At 52.9% G+C, this 19,976-nt stretch carries 19 protein-coding genes; 7 read left to right on the top strand and 12 right to left on the bottom strand.

What is annotated here, in order from left to right; genetic code table 11:
- The first annotated feature begins 25 nt into the window (after positions 1–25).
- Entirely contained in the window at positions 26–1,408 is a 1,383-nt protein-coding gene (locus JWF83_RS26500) for a diaminobutyrate--2-oxoglutarate transaminase (RefSeq protein WP_413653553.1), read from the top strand.
- A gap of 18 nt (positions 1,409–1,426) precedes the next feature.
- A complete protein-coding gene (locus JWF83_RS26495) occupies positions 1,427–2,899 on the top strand; it encodes a pyridoxal phosphate-dependent decarboxylase family protein (RefSeq protein WP_413653496.1) in 1,473 nt (490 codons plus the stop codon).
- Positions 2,900–2,972: 73 nt separating this feature from the next.
- Here JWF83_RS26495 and JWF83_RS26490 read toward each other — a convergent pair whose 3' ends face one another.
- Positions 2,973–5,471, bottom strand: coding sequence for an EAL domain-containing protein (locus JWF83_RS26490; RefSeq protein ID WP_413653495.1), 2,499 nt, complete (start codon positions 5,469–5,471; stop codon positions 2,973–2,975).
- 251 nt (positions 5,472–5,722) lie between these two features.
- Between JWF83_RS26490 and JWF83_RS26485 the strand changes: the two genes are divergently transcribed.
- Complete coding sequence (locus JWF83_RS26485; RefSeq protein WP_413653494.1) at positions 5,723–5,887, top strand: hypothetical protein; 165 nt, start codon at positions 5,723–5,725, stop codon at positions 5,885–5,887.
- Here the strand turns inward: JWF83_RS26485 and JWF83_RS26480 are convergent.
- Both JWF83_RS26480 and JWF83_RS26475 read right to left on the bottom strand, forming a co-directional pair.
- A complete protein-coding gene (locus tag JWF83_RS26480) occupies positions 5,884–6,537 on the bottom strand; it encodes a transaldolase family protein (protein WP_413653493.1) in 654 nt (217 codons plus the stop codon). The genes JWF83_RS26485 and JWF83_RS26480 overlap by 4 nt on opposite strands.
- A gap of 364 nt (positions 6,538–6,901) precedes the next feature.
- The gene (locus tag JWF83_RS26475; RefSeq protein WP_413653492.1) at positions 6,902–7,588 is read right to left on the bottom strand and encodes a hypothetical protein; all 687 of its coding nucleotides are present in this window, start codon (positions 7,586–7,588) and stop codon (positions 6,902–6,904) included.
- A 237-nt stretch (positions 7,589–7,825) separates the two neighbouring features.
- Between JWF83_RS26475 and JWF83_RS26470 the strand changes: the two genes are divergently transcribed.
- Complete coding sequence (locus tag JWF83_RS26470; protein ID WP_413653552.1) at positions 7,826–8,842, top strand: lipoate--protein ligase A; 1,017 nt, start codon at positions 7,826–7,828, stop codon at positions 8,840–8,842.
- A gap of 52 nt (positions 8,843–8,894) precedes the next feature.
- Here JWF83_RS26470 and JWF83_RS26465 read toward each other — a convergent pair whose 3' ends face one another.
- From JWF83_RS26465 to JWF83_RS26425, 9 genes are all read right to left on the bottom strand, one after another.
- Complete coding sequence (locus JWF83_RS26465; protein ID WP_413653491.1) at positions 8,895–9,563, bottom strand: methionine ABC transporter permease; 669 nt, start codon at positions 9,561–9,563, stop codon at positions 8,895–8,897.
- On the bottom strand, positions 9,551–10,339 hold the full coding sequence (locus JWF83_RS26460; protein ID WP_413653490.1) for a methionine ABC transporter ATP-binding protein: 789 nt from the start codon (positions 10,337–10,339) through the stop codon (positions 9,551–9,553). The genes JWF83_RS26465 and JWF83_RS26460 overlap by 13 nt, the downstream gene beginning before the upstream one ends.
- A complete protein-coding gene (locus tag JWF83_RS26455) occupies positions 10,332–11,132 on the bottom strand; it encodes a MetQ/NlpA family ABC transporter substrate-binding protein (RefSeq protein WP_413653551.1) in 801 nt (266 codons plus the stop codon). Before JWF83_RS26455 ends, JWF83_RS26460 begins: the two co-directional genes overlap by 8 nt.
- Positions 11,133–11,164: 32 nt before the next feature.
- Positions 11,165–12,184: an isopenicillin N synthase family dioxygenase gene (locus JWF83_RS26450; RefSeq protein WP_413653489.1), complete on the bottom strand. Its 1,020-nt coding sequence runs from the start codon at positions 12,182–12,184 to the stop codon at positions 11,165–11,167.
- Between the two features lie 241 nt (positions 12,185–12,425).
- The gene (locus JWF83_RS26445; protein WP_413653488.1) at positions 12,426–13,187 is read right to left on the bottom strand and encodes an SDR family oxidoreductase; all 762 of its coding nucleotides are present in this window, start codon (positions 13,185–13,187) and stop codon (positions 12,426–12,428) included.
- A gap of 3 nt (positions 13,188–13,190) precedes the next feature.
- The gene (locus tag JWF83_RS26440; protein WP_413653487.1) at positions 13,191–13,649 is read right to left on the bottom strand and encodes an S-ribosylhomocysteine lyase; all 459 of its coding nucleotides are present in this window, start codon (positions 13,647–13,649) and stop codon (positions 13,191–13,193) included.
- A gap of 46 nt (positions 13,650–13,695) precedes the next feature.
- Positions 13,696–14,364 (bottom strand): methionine ABC transporter permease, encoded by a 669-nt coding sequence (locus JWF83_RS26435; protein ID WP_413653486.1) that lies wholly within the window; start codon positions 14,362–14,364, stop codon positions 13,696–13,698.
- On the bottom strand, positions 14,357–15,370 hold the full coding sequence (locus JWF83_RS26430) for a methionine ABC transporter ATP-binding protein (protein ID WP_413653485.1): 1,014 nt from the start codon (positions 15,368–15,370) through the stop codon (positions 14,357–14,359). Before JWF83_RS26430 ends, JWF83_RS26435 begins: the two co-directional genes overlap by 8 nt.
- An 8-nt stretch (positions 15,371–15,378) precedes the next feature.
- On the bottom strand, positions 15,379–16,194 hold the full coding sequence (locus tag JWF83_RS26425; RefSeq protein WP_413653484.1) for a MetQ/NlpA family ABC transporter substrate-binding protein: 816 nt from the start codon (positions 16,192–16,194) through the stop codon (positions 15,379–15,381).
- 266 nt (positions 16,195–16,460) lie between these two features.
- Here JWF83_RS26425 and JWF83_RS26420 point away from each other — a divergent pair, with 266 nt between their 5' ends.
- The 3 genes from JWF83_RS26420 to JWF83_RS26410 all read left to right on the top strand — a co-directional run bounded on the left by JWF83_RS26420 (position 16,461) and on the right by JWF83_RS26410 (position 19,946).
- A complete protein-coding gene (locus JWF83_RS26420; protein ID WP_413653483.1) occupies positions 16,461–17,642 on the top strand; it encodes an aminotransferase class I/II-fold pyridoxal phosphate-dependent enzyme in 1,182 nt (393 codons plus the stop codon).
- A gap of 129 nt (positions 17,643–17,771) precedes the next feature.
- Positions 17,772–18,485 (top strand): SDR family oxidoreductase, encoded by a 714-nt coding sequence (locus JWF83_RS26415; RefSeq protein WP_413653482.1) that lies wholly within the window; start codon positions 17,772–17,774, stop codon positions 18,483–18,485.
- A gap of 195 nt (positions 18,486–18,680) precedes the next feature.
- Entirely contained in the window at positions 18,681–19,946 is a 1,266-nt protein-coding gene (locus JWF83_RS26410; protein WP_413653481.1) for an SfnB family sulfur acquisition oxidoreductase, read from the top strand.
- Positions 19,947–19,976 lie beyond the last annotated feature (30 nt).

Genomic DNA, 19,976 nt, shown 5'->3' with positions numbered 1-19,976 from the left:
AGACCCCGGTTGTAGGAGAGATATGATGACGGATAAAGTCCGTATTGATACTTTAGATGCGAATTCATTAAATGGAAACAATGAAACCTATTTAGCCAGACAGGCTGAATTTGAATCGAATGTCAGGAGTTATCCACGTAAATTGCCATTAGCCATTGCGAAAGCCCAGGGCGTTTGGATCACCGACGTTGAGAATAATCAATATCTTGATTGCCTTGCCGGTGCGGGAACGCTGGCGCTTGGACATAACCATCCTGATGTACTGCAAAGCATCCAAAATGTCATTACCAGCGGCTTGCCGTTACATACCCTTGATCTGACCACGCCGTTAAAAGATCAGTTCTCAGCTTATTTGCTCTCTATGCTGCCAGGACAGGGCAAAGAGTATTGCCTGCAGTTCTGTGGCCCTTCTGGCGCCGATGCAGTTGAAGCCGCCCTGAAGCTGGCAAAAAAATACACCGGCCGTTCTGGCGTGATTAGCTTCTCCGGCGGCTATCACGGCATGACCCATGGCGCGCTGGCGGTAACCGGCAACCTGTCACCGAAAGAAGCCGTCAACGGCATGATGCCTGAAGTCCAGTTTATGCCTTATCCGCACCTGTACCGTTGCCCGCTGGGCATTGGTGGCGAAGCCGGGGTGAAAGCATTAACTTATTATTTTGAAAACCTGATCAATGATGTCGAGAGTGGCGTACGCAAACCAGCGGCGGTCATTCTGGAAGCGGTTCAGGGTGAAGGTGGCGTTAACCCGGCTCCTGTCGAGTGGCTGCAACGTATTCGTAAAGTGACGCAGGAACACGGCATTCTGCTGATTATCGACGAAGTTCAGGCTGGCTTTGCCCGTACCGGTAAATTGTTTGCCTTTGAACATGCCGGTATCGAGCCCGATATTATCGTAATGTCCAAAGCGGTTGGCGGCGGTTTGCCATTAGCCGTATTGGGTATCAAAAAACAGTTTGACGCATGGGAACCAGGTCACCATACCGGTACTTTCCGTGGCAACCAGCTGGCGATGGCTACCGGCCTGACCACCCTGCAGTATCTTAACGATCATCAGGTTGCTGAAAAAGTCGCCGCTCAGGGTGAATGGCTGAAAGCTAAACTGGCTGAACTGCAGAAACGTTACCCGGTGATCGGCAACGTTCGTGGCCTGGGCTTAATGATTGGTATTGAGATTGTTAAACCTTATCAGCCGCAGGATCATATGGGTTGCTACCCTGCTGATGGTCAGCTGTCCGCATTGCTGCAGAAAAAATGCTTCGAAGCCGGGCTGATCCTCGAGCGTGGCGGACGTAATGGTTGCGTCTTGCGCTTGCTGCCTTCCTTGCTGATCACCAATAATGAATTGGAGATCTTCCTGGATAAATTTGAAAACGCCCTGTTAGCAGCTGGCATCAAACCTGTCTGAGTGGAGTGAATTACTGCGATGTCCAGGTTAAACCCGATTCTGGCGGCCTCAGCACAAAGTACCGAGGCATACCAGCAAGCGATTGCACAGAGTAGTCAGGCCGTTGTGCAGTGGCTGCAACAACCTGAAATGTATCAGGGCAAAACCGTTGCTGAACTGCGTGAACGTATTACGCTGGATTTTAATCCGCAGGGTCTGGGCAACCAGGCGGCGATTGAACGTGCGATTGAGTACTTTTTAAAAGACAGCCTGTCGGTGCATCATCCACAGTGCGTCGCGCATTTGCATTGCCCAAGTCTGGTGGTGAGCCAGGCTGCCGAGGTGTTAATTAACGCGACCAACCAGAGTATGGACTCCTGGGACCAAAGTCCGTCGGCTACCATTATCGAGATGAAGCTGATTGAATGGTTGCGTAACCAGGTCGGCTATCAGTCCGGCGATGCCGGGGTGTTCACCAGTGGCGGTACCCAGAGTAACCTGATGGGACTGATGCTGGCGCGCGATGCTTTCTTCGCCCGCCAGGGGCACTCTATCCAGCAAGATGGTCTGGTGGGTAACCTGAGAAAAATCAAAGTCTTATGTTCAGAAAATGCCCATTTCTCGGTGCAAAAGAACATGGCTTTACTCGGCCTCGGCTACCAGTCCGTTACGCTGGTCAAGACCGATCGTTTTGCGCGGATGGATCTGAACGATTTAGCCGAAAAAGTGGCGCAGGCGCAGGCCAATGACGAACAGATCCTGGCGATTGTCGCCACCGCCGGTACCACTGATGCCGGCGCGATCGATCCGCTGCGCGCCATTGCCGCCCTGGCGGCAGAACATCAGATCTGGCTGCATGTGGATGCAGCCTGGGGCGGCGCCTTGTTGTTGTCTGACAAGTACCGTGATTATCTGGATGGTATTGAACTGGTGGATTCCATCACCCTGGATTTCCATAAACAATTCTTCCAGACCATTAGTTGCGGTGCTTTCCTGTTAAAAGAAGCCCGCCACTATGAACTGATGCGCTACCAGGCGGCTTATCTGAATTCCGAGTTTGACGAAGCTCATGGGGTTCCTAACCTGGTATCGAAATCTTTGCAGACCACCCGCCGTTTTGATGCATTAAAACTGTGGATGGGCCTCGAAGCGTTAGGGCAAAAGCAATACGCAGAGATCATCGACCATGGCGTTACCCTGGCACAACAGGTTGCGCACTATGTTACTGAGCAGGCGTCGCTGGAACTGGTTATGCCGCCACAGCTGGCCAGCGTACTGTTCCGTTATCGTCCACAGCCGCTGGCGGCGGGTGATGATGCGGCGGTTGCGTTGCTTAACCAACAGATCGGTGATGCTTTGCTGGCATCCGGACGTGCCAATGTGGGGGTTACCGAGTTTAATGGCCTCACCTGTCTGAAACTGACGTTGTTAAACCCAACGGTTAGCCTCGATGATATTAAAGTGTTGCTGACGCTGGTTGAGAGTACCGCACAACAGCTGCTGAACGCTTAATTCACCCAGCGCTGCCCTGCATTAAAAAGCCGATAGCATGTATAGTTATCGGCTTTTTTAATGTTGATTAACCTCAGGACAACAGATTAATAATCTGCGCGGTGGTCATCGGTCTGCCGATGTAGTATCCCTGCAGACCATCACATTCTAACTGCTTTAATTGCTCCAGCTGTAACTGGGTTTCCACCCCTTCCGCCGTAACGTCCATCGAGTAGGCTTTCCCCAGCCCAATCATATTTTCAACGATCTGCCGGGCTTTGGGTGAATCAGTCATCGGCATAATAAAGGATCTGTCGAGCTTGATGCCGTCAAAAGGGAAAGTACGTAAATAATTCAGCGAAGCGTAGCCGGTGCCAAAGTCATCGATAAGGAATTTCACTCCCATTTTGCGGACATGACGCATCACCTCCAGCGTTTTTTCCGGATCCTGTAACATCGCATTCTCGGTAACTTCAATCTCCAGCCGTGAACTTTCCAGCCCTGATGTTTCCAGCGCCGTACGGATCCTGCCGGGCAGCGCGCCATCCTGAAACTCCGCCGCCGAAATGTTCACCGACACCGACAGACCCGGCAGGTCGCGATGGGTATCCCGGCAGGCAGCAGCCAGCACCCAGTCGCTGAGAGCGATAATCAGGCCGGTTTCTTCCGCCAGTGAGATAAACTGGTCAGGCATTAACAGACCGTGTCGCGGGTGATCCCAGCGCACCAATGCCTCAACCGCATTAATACGCGCAGTCTTAATATCATAACGGGGCTGATAGACCAGGCGTAGCTGATTATCGCGAATCGCCTCCCGGAGTTCATTCTCCATTTCCCGGCGCTGGATGATTTTTTCGCCCATATCGCGCTGATAGAATACCCAGCCATTGCGTCCGGCACTTTTGGCTTTATAAAGCGCAATATCGGAAAACCGCAGCAGATCCGCAGCGTTATGTGCATCCTGGGGAGCCAGCGCAATGCCAAGGCTGGCGCCGATAAATATCTCGTTGCTATAGACGTCGAAAGGACGATTGATCTCCTGGATAATGCGGCGACAGAGGGTTTCAATCTCCTCAAGGTTTCTCACATCCGGCAGGACAATAATAAACTCATCACCGCCATGCCGTGCCACCAGATCGGACTCCCGCAGGCAGTTGCGCAAGCGCGAAGAGACCTCGTTAAGCACCTTATCGCCTGCGGTATGCCCGTACAGGTCGTTGATCGGCTTGAATTTGTCCAGATCAACCATAATCATCACCAGAGGATGCTCTGTTGTTGGCTGTACGCGCAGCTTCCCTTCAAGAAATTCTTTCATTCTTAAACGGTTAGGAAGGCCGGTTAATTCGTCATGGCTGGACAAATAGCGCACACGTTCCTGTGCTTCCACTTCCAGAGTGACATCGGTTGCCGTGCCGCGAAAACCTGTCTTATTCTCAGAAACCTGAACCCGCTTCACCACCATCGTGCAATAGCGCTGATATTGCTGAGCGGAGTAGTAGCAGCAGTGTTTCAGCGTCAGGTGGCCACCGCTTAGTGGTAAATCGGTTATCTGCGATGCCGAAAGAGTGCCAATCTGTAAAAAATCCGTCAGCGGACGTCCCAGCCACTCGGAAATGCGGCAGCCGGTAATGATCGAAAACCGCTCAGAAATCCAGGTAAAGCACAGCCGGTCATCCATTTCCCAAATCCAGTCGGTTGTGGTTTCCACCACATCGCGGAAACGACGTTCGCTGGCGGAAAGCGCCTGCTTGCTCTGTTCCAGCAGGAAGGTGCTCTCATCATTAAGACGGGCTTTACGCAAGGTGTTTTGCATCAGCATAAAGGCCAGAGCAAGCGTTGCCAGCATTAACAAAATCAGTAAAGGAAATAACCACACCAGAAGCGCTCTTCCGGGATTAGCACTCAGCCAGTCGAGCCGCACATTACCTCCACTGACCGGCAGCAAAAAACCGACTTGTCCGGTGGCGATATGGCGCGAGGATATATCTCCCATCCGGAAGCCATGCACACCGTATTCACGCCCCATCTCATTCAGTTTTTGCGTGGTAAGTCGTTGTGCAAACACCATGACCGAGGGTGGCCCGGGGACCAGGGTAACGCTACTGTCGCCACCTGGCGTGATCCATGCGGCAGCCAGCAGCGTCAGCTGTCCTCCGGAGACGACCAGCCGTGATACCGCTTTACCCGTTGTGTGCTCCAGCGCGGGGCGAAGTTCCGTTAATGGGTCCATGCCCATCCATTTTTCCAGCGGTTGCAATAACAGCTGGCCATTCAACACGCTGTAGACGGTTTTACCGGCCGGAGAAATAACAAACACCCCTTCATAGCTGAATGTCTTGTACATTGAGTCACCGAGGTTTTGCCCCTCCCATGCCCAGTGCAGATTAAGCTGACGATGAAGGTTGTTATAGGCCTCTCCCCACTCGGCATTGTCCGTCAGGTTTTCGCGCATATTTTCCTGCTGATTTTCCAGTGCTTTCATCAGCAACAGCTGGCTCTGCCGGTCTGCGTGGGTATTGAGATCATTGGCAAAACTCAGCAAAGCAGCAAGCGCCACAAGAAAGAAAAAGGCGAGAAGCAGTATCATTAGCATCAGGGGACGCTTTACAATCCCGCGCGTATGATGATTAAAGACGGCATCTGTTTTAATTGAGTTCAGGTTCATTCACTACTGCGCCTCTGGTCGGCTATTCTTCTGATACGAAAGATTTAAAATCTCACCTATCTTTATCGGCAGAGCGGGCCGATTGATGAATATCCTTTACACTGAAGCATGGAAGGAGCAAGGCTGGCGGCGCGGCTGGCAGGGTTCTGCCTGACGCGGTGCGCAGGGGGTAAGGGTGAGTGGCGGATAACAATACTGAATACTGCCGCGACTTGCGCCAGATGAATGCGGCGAAAAAACGGCAGGTTTGCGTAGCGGCGTTTGAGCGTGGTGACTTCCCTGCCCTGGATTGCCAGGAAAGCGCATATCACTGCGCCGCTATGTTGATCAGCGCTGGCGATTAATGGTTAAAAGCGCTGTGCCATTCATGTTTAAATTGCAGTACGGCCGCATCTACCGCCGGGTTTCTCAGCAGTTGTTGTGCAATCTCAACGGAAACCGTGACACCTGCGCATCCTTCCAGCATGCACTCCAGCACCTGACGCGGCGATTTAAAACTTGCCGCTAATATTTTGCAATCCGGGGCATAGGATGCCAGTAAACGGTGTAACTCTTGTACGCAAGCGATTCCCGACCCGCCCTGCGCGTCAATCCGGCTAATATAAGGAGCGAGGTAACTTGCTCCCGCCAGCGCGGCCAAAATTCCCTGCATCGGCGTGTATATCGCTGTGGCGAGGGTGACAATCCCTTTTCCCTGTAAAAGACCTAAAGCGGTAACCCCCTCGACAGAAGCCGGGATTTTTACAATCAGATTTTCATCTAATTGATGTAATTGCTGCGCATGTTCCACCATCTCTCCTGCGCTGTCCGCCACAACTTGCGCAAATAATAACTTCTCTTTGCCAAGAAAATCTCGCAGTTGAGGAATAATTTCCGTCAGCGGTATCCCCCCTCGGGCAACAATACTCGGGTTAGTGGTCATCCCCTTCACTGGCAAAAATTTAGATAACTCCCTGACGGCAATGATATCGGTAGTATCGATGCAAAACTCCATTGTTCTCCCCTTACGGACGGTTGGCTTAGCGGAGGAAATCCTCACAGATCCCTTTATTCGACGTTTCACTTCACGGATAAGATAGCTCGAAAACCACGGCTAAAAAGCGGTATCAATCACAAAACACCGGCAAATATTTCAAATGAAAGCCCAAATGAAAGGAAATAACTTTTATTATGAGTGTTTATTATCTTTAAAAGAAAGAATCAGGCGGTGACAATAGCGTGCGCGGAGAGTGTCTGGATAGACGGGGCTGGCGGCAAAAGCCAATGCCAAAGCCACTTAGTGGCTTTGGCCGGTAATAAAAGGGTGGTCCCGGTGAGGAAATCAACCGCCGGTGCGTAAAACCAGGCGCGAAATGTGCTTATCCCTGCGGTGTCTGTTCTGTGGTGGTGGTAGTTGTCGGTGTCTGTTCTGTGGTCTGTGCCGCAGTCGTAGTGGTCGCCGACGTCTGTTCAGTGGATTGCGCGGTAGTCGCTGTCGCTGTCTGTTCAGTGGTCTGCGTTGTAGCTGTTGCTGTCGATGCCGGTGCTGCCTGCGTTGTGGCGGCGGCTGTCGATGTCGTCTCTGATGTTTGCGTCGCTGCGGCTGTCGATGTCTGCGCCGTGGCTGCTACAGGTGTCTGAGTCTGAGCCTGCGCTTCTACCGGGGCTGGCTTCTGCGGGATCGGTTCTGAACTCAGTTCTTCAAATGTTGGTTTACTCTTTTTCACGGTATAGGCAACGTGTTTAATACTGTCACTGGTGGTAGTGACCTCTACCGATGGAATAGTGACGCGACCGATCAGCGATCGGGCATAGCCGCCAATCTTGTGCTTGCCAGCGGGCATATGTAACTCTACGCTTTCGCCCGTAGGCAGCGCGCCAGCTTCATTTCCATCAACGGTGACAAATACGGTTGCACCATCTGCAGTACGTGCCGGGACATTCTTCACGGTGACAAGCGTCGCGCCAGAAGCAAAGTTTGTGGCAGGTTCGTCAACTGAATGTTTTGCGCAGCCGGTTAGCGCAAAAACAGCCGCCATGGCGGTCAGGGTGTAACGGTTAATCATTGCGTAGTATCTTCCTCAAATGCATTTTTGTGATCTTGCACACTAATATAACGGATATCGCGAGGCAGATGAATGCATCGCAGATGATCTCAGAAGAATCCCGAACCCCAGGCCTGCCGTACTGCTGCGCGAGCACAATGGTTAAATTGCGCCACCCAGTGCTATTATCGATTCGCCGCTGTAAGTTATCGACTGGAAATGCGGTAAAGAGACTTTCTCACGGAAATGGAGTTAATGATGTCCTCACTGCGTTTGCTATTATCTGAATCGTACGATCCGTGGTTTAATCTGGCGGTTGAAGAGTGTATTTTCCGCCAGATGCCAGCCACCCAGCGGGTACTGTTTCTGTGGCGTAACGCTGATACCGTGGTTATCGGCCGGGCGCAGAATCCGTGGAAAGAGTGTAATACGCGGCGGATGGCGGAAGATAATGTCAGGCTGGCACGCCGCAGTAGCGGCGGTGGTGCGGTGTTCCACGATTTGGGAAACTGTTGTTTTACCTTTATGGCCGGGAAACCGGGATACGATAAAAGTGTCTCTACCGCGATCATCCTGCGTGCGCTGGCGACCCTTGGCATCAGTGCCGAAGCCTCCGGTCGCAATGATCTGGTGGTCAATACCGCTGACGGTATGCGCAAAATTTCCGGCTCCGCCTATCGCGAAACGCCAGATCGCGGTTTTCACCACGGTACTATCCTGCTAAATGCCGATCTTTCGCGTCTTGCCGATTATCTCAACCCGGATGTCAAAAAACTGCAGGCAAAAGGTATTACCTCAGTGCGCTCTCGTGTCGCCAACCTGGAAGAACTGGTCGCCGGGGTCAGTTACGCGAGTATCTGCAGCGCAGTGAGCGCGGCTTTCTTTGCGCATTTCGCTACCAGCTGTGAGCCGGAGCATATTTCGCCAACGGCACTGCCCGACTTACCGGGATTTGAGCAGCAGTTTGCCACTCAGAGCAGTTGGGAATGGAATTTCGGCCGCGCGCCGGATTTCTCCCATCTGCTGGATAACCGTTTCAGCTGGGGTGGCGTGGAGATTCACTTTGACGTCGAACGCGGCATTATCAGCCGCTGTCAGATTTTTACCGACAGCCTTAACCCGGCGCCGCTGGAAATGCTGGCGCTGAAGCTGCAGGGGGTTGAATACCGTCCGGAAATCCTTGCGCAGCAGGTGCAGCAACTGAAGGCAGAATTTCCTCAATTACAGCACGAGCTAAATGAGTTAGCCCACTGGCTTAGCGAAAGCGTCCGCTGATAGCGCAAAGCGCCGTACTGCCGGCGCGATTAGGGTATTTTATCACATCAACTTAACGCCGGTATGCCAGCCCACGCACCAGTCGGTCACCTGACTTTTGCACCAGGCACACCAATAGCAACAGTTCCACAACGGTTGCGATCATTATCTGATTATTAAACCGCTGGTAGCCATAGCGAATCGCAAGGTCGCCGAGGCCACCGCCGCCAATCACCCCTGCCATCGCCGAAAAGCCGATTAGCATCACCACCGTTAAGGTAATACCTGCCACCAGAGCTGGCAGTGCTTCCGGTAACAGCACCCGGCTGACAATATGCCAGCTGGTTCCGCCCATCGAAACGACGGCTTCCACCCGGCCGCGATCAACCTCTTCAAGGGCATTCTCAACGATGCGCGCAAAAAACGGAAACGCCCCTAACGTAATGGGAACCACGGCGGCGGTACTGCCGAGGGTGGTGCCGATTAACAAGCGGGTAAAAGGAATCAGCGCAATCAGCAACACCACAAAAGGCAACGCCCGACCGATATTCACCAGCAAATTTAACGGTCTGGCGATCCAGCGGTTAGGCAGCACCCCATCTGCGCGGGTCAGAAACAGCAGTACCCCGATCGGCAGGCCAATCGCCACGGTAAATACCGCCGCCAGCATCACCATATACAATGTTTCCAGCGTGGCGTTAAACATTAACGCCTGAAAGCGTTCCCAACTCATGCTACGCATCGGGCCAGATCCTCCGTCGTATATTTTGCCAGGAATGCCCGCTCTGCGGCGCCATCCTGCAAAAGCATCTGGCGCAGACGACTCTCTTTACTGCCCATAATCTCACTAAGGCGGCCGCTTTCTACCAGTCTGCCCTTTTCCAGTAAGGCGGCACTATCACAGATACGTTTCACCACTGCCATTTCATGGGTGATCAAAACCACGGTAATATTTAGCTGACGCTGAATATCCGCCAGTAAATCAAGTATTGACCGGGTGGTTTCCGGATCTAACGCGCTGGTCGCTTCATCACACAGTAAATAACGGGGTTCGGCGGCCAGCGCGCGGGCAATACCCACCCGCTGTTTTTGCCCGCCGGATAATTGTGCCGGCCAGGCATCGCCAAACTCCTGTAAACCAACTAACTGCAGCAGTCGCTTAACCCGTTGCTGGCATTGCGCCGCAGGCACGCCGGCAATCTGTAATGGCAATGCGATATTGGCACTGACATTGCGGGCATGCAGTAAGTTGAAATGCTGAAAAATCATGCCCATTTGCTGACGCTGACGGCGCAAATCGGCCTGCTTCAGGCGGGTAATATCCTGTCCATCGACACAGATACTTCCCGACGTCGGCCGTTCCAGCAAATTAATACAGCGCAGTAGCGTACTTTTCCCCGCGCCGCTGCGGCCAATAATGCCAAAAATGCTACCCTGCTCGATCTGTAGCGAAACCTCCGTAAGAGCCGGCGCTGTTGCGCCGGTATAATGCTTCGAAAGTCGTTCTAATTTAATCATTCTTTTGATCCGCAACCGGAATAACTGAGCCGTTATAGTTTTTGCGAATAAATCCGGCAACCTGCGGCGAGGTCAGATCTTTGGCCAGTTTAACAATGCGTGGGTCTTTCGCCAGCTGAGGTGTGGTCACCAGCAGATTGGCGTAGGGATTATTTTTCGCTGATTCGAGGCCAAGTGCATCTTTTGCCGGTACCAGCCCCGCTTCCAGCGCATAGTTGCCATTAATAACCGCGGCATCAACATCATCCAGTGCGCGCGGGATCTGCGGCGATTCAATTTCAACTATCTTAATTTTTTTCGGGTTGTCACTAATATCTGCCGGCGTGACCAGCGTTGAACCTGCCGCGCCCGTCGCTTTCAGCTGAATAACGCCTTTATCCTGCAGTAGCCAGAGCGCACGACTCAGATTGGTAACATTATTCGGGACGGCAATACTCGCCCCCTCAGGTAACGCATCAAGACTTTTTACTTTCCTCGAGTAAATGCCCAATGGTTCAATATGCACACTGGCGGCGACAGTAAAGGTTTTGCCTAATGCCTTCTCCTGATCATGCAGATAGGGTAAATGCTGGAAGTAATTGGCATCAACGTCACCGGCGGCAAGCAACTCATTGGCATTAACGCCGCTGGTAAGCTCAATGATTTTTATATCAAGCGAGGGATCGATTTTTTTTACGTATTCCAGAATCTCTGCATGCGGCAGTGGATCGGCGGCGACGCGCAAAGGAGCGGCATGCAGGCTTTGCGCAATTAACAGGGAAAGACCAGCTAAGGTTAACACAGCGGATTTCATCATTTTATTTTCTCGTATAACGTGCAATGTGATTATTTATTAATATGTTCGGCATAGAAACGCTGTGCCACTTCAGGATGAGAACGAAGCCGGCCCTTCAGGTAATTCCAGCCGACTTCGCGCAACAGGGGATTAAGTGGATCGCTGGCTGGGCCCTGCGCCAGGCGCGCCAGTGATTCCGGCAACTGATAAACCGGAACCACCGCACCCAGCTCAGCGCCAAGGAAAAAGGCCACTGACAAACGTTCTTTATCCGGCTGCGGCGAAACCACCCGGTGAACGGTAGCGCGCAGATATCCGTTAGTGGCCAGCTCAAGCAATTCGCCAATATTGACCACAAACGCGCCGGGAAGCGGCGACGCATCCACCCAGTTATCTGGCGTCACTTCGACCTGTAGCCCGCGCTGGTCATCCTGCAGCAGAAATGTCAGAAAACCAGAATCCTTATGCGCGCCAACCCCCTGGCGCGAGCCGCTTAGCGGACGCCCCGGATAACGGATTAACTTCACGTGCTCATTAGGCTGCGAGCCATAAAGATTATCGAAGGCATTACGCGGCAGGTGCAGCGCCTCGGCAAAAGAGCGCAATATCTCCAGCGCCATGTTGGTCATCTGCTGCTGCCATGCGGTTAATACCGATTGCAATTCGGGCAACGCGTCTGGCCACTGGTTTGGCCCCTGCAGGCGCTGCCAGGCTGGCGAGTTGGCCTCTAATCGCAGTGGTTCACGCTCCGCGCCAATATCAAACTGTTCACGGTAATCAGGCTGACTGCGGGTAATTTCTGAACCCGCAAGGTTATAGCCGCGAAAATGCGGAGAATTCGCCATTTTTACTTTACGTTTTTCATCATCCGGCAGTGCGAAAAAGGCGCGGGAGAGACGCTGAACATCGTGCAGTAACTGCTGATCAATGCCATGATTGATCAGATAAAAAAAACCAACCTCACGCGCGGCCTGAGCGAGATTCTGATGAAAATGCTGACGCTGAATTTCATCACCGCTCAGCAATGAATAATCAATAACTGGCAGCTCGAGAGGTTTTGCGTTACTCATTAATATTCACTCCCCTATTTCTGATCAAAATCACCCGGTAATATTTCAGGCTACAGGAAATTCGCACAATATACGCTTTGCCGCAGCCTGAATTATTATATCGGTATACCTTGCCAGTTCGTTTTAATGTCAGCTACGAAAATATAATGCTTTGGATAGATGAAAAATGGGATTAAATTTATCCTTTACATCGTATTTAAAAAAAAGATAAGTTCTCCGCCCGCATTAATAGCCCTGGCTATTAATGCATCGTCATTCCCCCGGTGACATTGATCGCCTGGCCAGTCATATAGGACGACAGCGGGCTGGCCAGAAACGCCACCACGTTAGCGACATCACCAGGCTGAGCGGTGCGCCCCAGTGGGACTTGCGAACAATCCTCGGTGTAAATCTCCCCGGCAGTTAACCCACGCAGGAGCGCCCCCTCAACCCGCTCGCGCCATTTCATCGCGGTTTCGACGATGCCGGGACAAACCGCATTAACCAGAATATTGTCACCCGCCAGTTCAATCGCCATAACTTTAGTTAATCCCAGTACGGCGTGTTTAGAGGCCACATATTGCCCCATCAGCCGATAACCATTCTTACCGGCCTGCGAGGCGATATTAATAATGCGACCCGCCTGCCGCGGGCGCATCACGCGAATCGCGGCTTGCGACAGGTACGCGGTACCTTTCAGATTGACGTCAAGGATCCGCTGCCAGTCGCTATCGCTCATCGCCTCCAGCGGACTCATCGCCGAAACGCCGCAATTGTTGACCAGAATATCTACCGCGCCAAACGTGCTGACCGCATCAGCAATTAAAGCCTCGGCATCCGCGCGACAGGCAACATCGGTATGAACCAGCAGGGAACGGTCGCCCTGCTGACGTGCTCTGACGCCGATATCCCCCACGACCACATTGGCGCCGCCAAGGTGCAGCAGGTCGGCGATGGCCTTGCCGATCCCCTCAAGACCGCCGCTGATCACGGCGGTCTGACCATGAAAGTTAAGCGCGATCATCGCTTAAGTTCTCCGGAACGGATCGTCGCTAATACCCGCTTCCAGTACCAGTCTGGCGTACTCTTGCGCCGAGAACAGCGAGTGGTCGCGGTAGTTGCCACAGGCCAGCGGCGTCACCGCCGGTACCTCAGTGGCATTGATCACCCGCTGCAATACCCGCGTCAGCGCCGCGGCAACCTCTGCGGGTTGGTGCTCATCCCAGATAACCAGGTAAAAACCGGTGCGGCAACCCATCGGGGAAATGTCGATCACCCCTTCCAGCTCTTCTCGCAAACCGAAGGCCAGCAGGTGTTCCAGTGTGTGCAATGCTGCCGTCGGGATAGCGTTCTGGTTCGGTTGCAGAAAACGCAGATCGTACTTTTGCAACACACTACCCAGCCGATGGCGTTCACTGCCAGCCAGTCGTACATAGGGCGCTTTAACTTTGGTATGGTCGAGCTGAAAACTCTCTACATTTGGCACAGTAATACTCCTTAATATATTGAGAAATAATTGATGCGTCTGGTCGCTACTCGCGCCGAATACGACGGGCCAGCCAGGTGCCGACGGTTTGCAGTACCTGAACAATCACGATCAGCACCAGCGCGGTGGTAGTGGTAGCGAATACGTCGAAACGCTGGTAGCCGTAGGTAATCGCCAGGTCACCGATGCCGCCGCCGCCGACCGTACCGGCCATGGCAGTCGCCCCCAACAGGCCGATAGTGGCGGTGGTTAACGCCAGCACCAGCGAAGAAGCGGCTTCCGGTAGCATAAAATGCCAGATGGTCTGCAACGTGGTGGCGCCCATGGCGTTAGCCGCTTCCAGGATCCCGGCGTCCACTTCCAGGAGCGAGTTTTCCACCAGACGCGAAATATAGGGGGCGATAAAGAGAATCAACGGAACGATGGCCCCGGGGGTACCAATAGTGGTATTTACGATCAGCCGGGTCAGCGGCAGGATGGTGATCAGCAAGATAATAAACGGCAGCGAGCGGATGATATTGATCAGCGGATTGAGCACGCGGTGAACAAAACGGTTGGGCAGAATACCGCCACTGCGGCACACCACTAATACAATCCCCAGCGGGATGCCTAATAGCGACCCGAGGGACAGCGACACGCTGACCATCACAAAGGTGTCATGCAGGGCCAGTAAAAATTGATCGCCAGTGACGGCAGTATCGAATAGATCAAACATGGATAATTTTCACTCCCGCTTCGCTTAAATAGCGGATTGCCGCCTCAGTTTGCGGCAGCTCGCCGCGCAGCTGCACGATCATAAAACCCAGAATCGTCTCCTGCACTTCGGACATATTGGCGAACAAAATATTCACCTCAATGGCGTACTGCCTGATAACCTGGTTGATCAGCGGTTGACGGGCGGTGCTGCCGACAAACTCCAGCCGCAATAATGCGCCGCCGTCATGTTCCCGTAATAACTGCACCACTCTATCCGGCAGTCGATCATGAATGACGGTGTGCACAAAGCTGGCGGTCACCGGATGCTGCGGATCGGCAAACAGACTTAACACTTCGCCATGCTCAACTACCCGGCCCCCTGCAATAACCGCCACCTTATTGCAGATCTTCTGGATCACCGTCATTTCATGGGTGATCAGCACGATGGTGATGCCATAACGCTGATTAATCTCTTTCAGCAGCAACAGAATTTGCACGGTCGTGTGTGGATCCAGCGCCGAGGTCGCCTCATCACACAGCAGAATCGACGGATTGGTGGCCAGCGCGCGGGCGATACCCACCCGCTGTTTTTGACCACCGGATAATTCATCCGGATAACTATCGGTTTTGTCGCTGAGATTGACAAATTCCAGCAGTTCCCTGACGCGAGCCTGGATAAATGCTTTATCGCGACCCTGTAAAATTAACGGGATCGCGACATTGTGATACACCGTTTTGGCATTCAGTAAATTAAAATTCTGGAAGATCATGCCGATATTTTTCCTGGCGGCATTCAGTTGTGCGGCATTAAAACTCTGCAATGACGCACCATTAATAATCACTTCCCCCTGCGTCGGGGATTCAAGATGATTGATCAGTCGTAACAGTGTGCTTTTGCCCGCCCCGCTGGCGCCGATAACCCCGAAAATATCGCCCTGCTCAATTTTTAGATCGATTTGGTCAAGCGCCAGAAATGGGTTACCGTTGCGGGAAAAAGTTTTGCTAACATTACGCAACTCGATCATCGGAATACTCATTTCAGATAATCGGGTAACAGGTAGCCGTCATACTTCTTATCATTGTGGATATAATTTTTGAATTCCGCGGAATGATAGCCGGCCACAATATCTTTGGCGAAAGCGGCGTTTTGCTTGTTCCCTGCGACGGTGACCACATTGATAAAGCCGGAAACCGGGCTTTCCAGTTTCAGCGCCGAAGAGAGTTTCATCCCGCTGGAAACCGCAAAGTTGCCCTGAATCAGACCAAAATCCACATCAGGCAAAGCGCGTACCTGTTGCGCATTATCCATCTCTTTCAGCACAATATTATACGGATTGTCGGTGATGTTTTTTTGCGAAAAGGTGGCCGGATCGCTATTGGGGCGGATTTTAACCCAACCGAGATCCTGCAAAACCAGCACGGCGCGATATTCGTTGGAAGCCTGATTAGGTACGGAGATGGTGGTACCGGCGGCAGGTTTCTCCAGACGGCTAAATTTCTGTGAATAGAGCCCCATTGGCGGCGTGGGTACCTGGACAATACCGACATTATTAATCCCGAGACGATCGTTAACCGATTTTAAATATATCGGGTGCTGCATAATGTTAGCTTCAATATCACCCCGATTTACCGCGTCATTCACCTGAATGCCATCGCTAAAATCTTTATACTCTATTTTGTAGCCTTGTTTAATCAGGTAAGGCGCCACACCCTTTTCAAACTGCTCTTTATAAGGCCCCGGGTTAAATCCCAGCCGTATCAGTTTATCATCCTGGCTTTGTGCCTGAGCCAGCAACGACGTTACCGATAATAATGCCAATAGCAGACTCTTACCAATAGACTTACTCATGCAAAAACTCTCTCTCAATGAATGGGTTAAGATGATTTATTAAATCACAGAGCCAATTGCGGTTAAAAGGACAATCAGAAGTTTCTATTTACCGTTTTCTGATAATGATATGCAGGAATATACTTATGCGACATACAGATATTAATAGTTTATTTTCTGCTTAACCAGAGACTATTTTCACGTTTATTGCACCAGGCAGTTATGCGATATTCAGCTTTACTGACTGAAGGAAGTCGTTTCGCTCCCCCAATAAATAAGAGAAAAGCATGCCTGATTTTGCTGCGTCGTCATTGGTTAATCAGCTGGAAGAAAATTTATTCAGCGTATTGGAAAAACTGGCGCTGGCAGTGCATACGCCCGATAAACCGCTAATTGATCTTTCCAGCGGCAGTCCGCGTCAGCCGACGCCTCCCGAGGTAGTTGCCAGCCTGCAGCAGGCAGCCGAACAAACTGAAAATCATGGCTATCCCTCTTTCTGGGGCAAGCCGGAGGTACGGCTGGCGATTGCCGATTTTTATCGCCGCCATTATGACGTCGAACTGGATCCGGATAGCGAAGTAGCGGTATTTCAGGGTTCCCATATCGGCGTCAGCGGTATTCCACGTGCGGTGGTCAACCCCGGGCAATATATTATCTCTACCGATCCCTGCTATCCCATCTACCGCTCTGCCGCCGTCCAGGCACAGGCACACTTTTTTGGTATTCCACTGGAACAGGCAAACGGTTTCCTGCCGGATTTTACGCGCGTACCGGCGGATGTGGCTCGCCGCGGCGGCATACTGATACTTAACTATCCGCACAATCCCACCGGTGCGCTCGCCACGCCAGCGTTGTTTAACTCGGCGCTGGCTTTTGCCCAACGTTATAAATTCCCGCTACTGCATGACTTTGCCTATGCGGCCATTGGCAGTTCATTGCAACAGCCGCCGGTCAGTCTGTTAGCGATGCCTGGCGGGAAAGCTTGGGGAGTGGAAACCTATACGCTGTCGAAAACCTTTAATATGGCCGGCTGGCGTTTTGGCTTTGTGGTCGGGAATGCCTCGATTATTCAGGCGTTTAAAAAATTGCACACCCATAGCTACAGCACGGTATTCGGCGCTATTCAGGATGCCGCCGTTGTCGCGCTTAATCTTCCGGCGGCAGTGATCGAACAGCAGGCTGCGCTTTACCATCAGCGGCGCCAGTGGGTAATGAAAATGCTGGCGGCAATGCACTGGCCGGTGCGCGCGGATCAGGGCACATTTTTCCTCTGGCTGGCCGCACCCACAGGCTACAACGGGCAGCAACTGGCGCAAAAATTGTTAACTGAGGCGCATGTTCTGGTGGCGCCGGGCGCCGGATTTGGCGCCGGCGGCGAGGGTTATATCCGTATCAGTTTAACCGCGGATGATGACGCGCTGCATGCCGCCCTTGAGCGGGTTGCCGCGTTGCAATTGTTCCGCCCCTGACGTAGGGACGAGAATTTATTCCGCCCGGTATATCGCGGGAGCCATAAATGGCTCCCCTACATCAGGGAGCAGATATTTTTCTGTAGGGGCGGCATTTATGCCGCCCGGCATAATCTATCGGAGTAAAACATGGGATTCTCATCTGCATTACCTGTCGCCATCGTAACGGGCGGAACCAGCGGTATTGGTCTGGCAATCGTCAACGATCTGGCGCGCGACCACTATGTTTATGCGTTAGGCCGTAATAAAGAGGCACTCATCCAGCTGCGCTTGCTGCAAAACGTCGAAGCGGTCGAAATCGATCTGCTCGATTTTACCGCACAGCAGCGCTTTATTGATGCTCTGCCGGCTATTGATGTGCTGGTCCATTCCGCCGCCATCTCCGAACGTTCACGGGTTGATAACGCCAGCCCCGAACTCTGGCAAAAACAATTTTCGATTAACCTGTTCGCCCCCGCCGAACTGACCCGTCTGGCATTACCGGCACTGCGCAAAAAACAGGGTCAGGTGGTATTTATTAATTCCGGTTCGGGAACCCTGGCCTTAGCCGGACACACGGTCTATTCCGCCAGCAAGTTTGCCCTTAATGCCCTGGCCCATGGCTTACGCGGCGAGGAAAGCGCTAATGGGGTACGGGTAGCGACGGTATCGCCTGGCCCCACGGATACCCCGATGAACCGAAAAAGCCGCGCACAGAGCGGTGATTTCGCGGCGATTGACCCGCTGCAATACAGTCATCCGGCTTCGGTTGCCGCCGCGGTGCGCCTGGTGGTTAGCGCCAGCGAAGAATCGCAAATAACCGATATTAATGTCAGACCGCGGCATGATAAGGCCAACCGCTAACGGCTTTGCCCCCTGCCGCGTATCCCTCTGACGCTACCTCGCCAGCAGAGGGATACGGCTAAAAAGGGCCTGATTAGCGGCTTATGATCGTAGTTAAAATAGATACATGTAATTCATATAACTGACGCTTCGCCACTGTGACAGGATGAGTTATCCGCGCGTATGCGCTTTGGTCATCGTCTGTGAGGAATGCCTATGTCTACCCTTGAAATCCCCCCGTTGGCGGCTGAATTGCATGTCAATTCACCAGAACCTTTTACCCCGCTGCCGCATCCGGTTTCCGCTGCACATATCATCACCAGCGACGAAGAGGCGGTGGCGGTAGCAGAACGTCTGGCGCGGCAGTTTGCTCCGGGTGCCGCCCGCCGCGACCGCGAAGGGATCCTGCCGATTGCCGAACTGGAAGCATTTTCCCAAAGTGGGCTGTGGGGAATTAACGTTCCTGAGGAATATGGCGGCGCGGGCGTCTCCTATGCCACCGTGGCAAAGGTGATCGCGATTATTTCTGCCGCTGATTCCGCCCTCGGGCAGATTCCGCAAAACCATCTGGCGGGCGTCGCCCATCTGCTGGCCGATGGCAGTGAAAGCCAGAAACAAACGCTGTTAGCTGGCGTACTGCGTGGATTACGCTGGGGTAACGCCTTTTCTGAGAAAGGCACCGCGACGGTAGCCGACTTTAAAACGACTCTGCGGCGTGACCATGACGAGGTAGTGATTAACGGTGAGAAGTTCTATGCCACCGGCGCACTGCTCGCTCATCTGGTGCATACCGTAGCGGTCGATGATCAGGGACGGGCCAACCTGGTGATTCTGGATCGTAATGCGCCAGGGCTGACGGTAATCAATAACTGGTCGAGTTTCGGCCAGCGCACCACCGCCTCAGGTACGGTGATCCTCGAAAACGTCAGGGCTAACGCCGATCGGGTTATTCCGGTCTGGCAGGCATTTGAACGCCCGACAGCCGCCGGACCGATTTCGCAAATTATCCAGGCGGCGGTGGATACCGGTATCGCCCGTGGCACTATCGCCGATACGCTGGCATTTGTGCGCGAAAGATCGCGTCCGTGGATAGACAGCGGCCAGCAGAAAGCGGCAGAGGATGTGTTTACCATTGCAGCGGTGGGTGATTTGCAAATCCGCCTGCATGCGGCGGAGGCACTGCTATGGCGTGCCGGTCAGCTAATCGATATCGCCCTGCAGAACGCCAGTGAGGAGACGGTAGCCGCCGCGACGGTCGCCACGGCGGAAGCAAAAGTGCTTTCGACAGAGATCGCGATCCTTGCGGGCAATAAACTGTTTGAACTGGCAGGAACCCGCTCGACGCTGGCGGAATACAATCTTGACCGTCACTGGCGTAACGCGCGCACCCACACGCTGCACGATCCGGTACGCTGGAAATATTACCACGTGGGTAATTACTATCTGAATGGCGTGAATCCACCCCGCCACGCGTGGAATTAAGCTTCAGGCAACACCGTCCGTTTCGGCGGT

The organism is Pantoea sp. B65 (assembly GCF_047308185.1).
Classification (GTDB): Bacteria; Pseudomonadota; Gammaproteobacteria; order Enterobacterales; family Enterobacteriaceae; genus Erwinia.
Note: the sequence above shows the minus strand (reverse complement) of the source record. Positions and strands in the feature narration are given on the sequence as shown.